Consider the following 709-nt stretch of genomic DNA (forward strand, 5'->3'; position numbering starts at 1 on the left):
GAGCAGGTTTGCGAATAAGAGGATGGAGGTGTGCTAAGTGTGGCACATGGCATGATAGAGATATCAATGCTGCTAAGAACATCCTTGCGGTCGGGCTTGGCCGTCTAGCTGTAGGAATCCCCTCGGTTTAGCGAGGGGAGGAAGTCAATACTATTAAAGATAATACTATCTACGCTTTGCTAAAAACCACATCCTTGGGCAAACGTGACTTAGGTAAGGTGGCATTAATGTCGTTATCGCTTCGATAACCCAAAGCCACCAATCCTACTGTGGTATAGCCTTTTTCATTTAATCCGAACTCTTCATAGAGTGCCTGAATATCTACCCCTTCCATAGGCACCGAATCAATACCTAGCAGTCCTGCACCAAGCAACAGTGCTCCCATGCTCAAATACACTTGCTTACCCATCCAATGGGCTTCATTTAGCTTATTATAGCGATGAACTCTGTACACTACAAAAAACAAAAAAGCTGAATAAGGACAAGGCATAATAGTAATTTTTCTGACGAACCACACTATGCCAAACCTTAATCAGCTCGTAAATATATTATCGCAAAACCTAACCATGAACAAGGCAAGATTGACGTGTTTAGCCTTAATTACTCTAGCGATAATACAAGTACAAAGTAGCAACCTCAAACAAATAGCAAGAGGATTTGTCAAAGGTAGGACAAACAGTAATTACAGACGGCTACAACGCTTCTTTGC

2 protein-coding genes are annotated in these 709 nt (G+C 42.0%); one reads left to right on the forward strand and one right to left on the reverse strand.

Translation table 11 applies throughout. From position 1 onward, the window contains the following. The coding region (locus A1019T_RS11755) for a zinc ribbon domain-containing protein (RefSeq protein WP_143514134.1) at positions 1-131 on the forward strand (131 nt) is incomplete at its 5' end. A 38-nt stretch (positions 132-169) separates the two neighbouring features. Here the strand turns inward: A1019T_RS11755 and A1019T_RS11765 are convergent. Beyond that, complete coding sequence (locus A1019T_RS11765) at positions 170-454, reverse strand: nitroreductase family protein (protein WP_244156658.1); 285 nt, start codon at positions 452-454, stop codon at positions 170-172. Positions 455-709 lie beyond the last annotated feature (255 nt).

Source organism: Psychrobacter piechaudii, assembly GCF_900162825.1.
GTDB classification, from domain to species: domain Bacteria; phylum Pseudomonadota; class Gammaproteobacteria; order Pseudomonadales; family Moraxellaceae; genus Psychrobacter; species Psychrobacter piechaudii.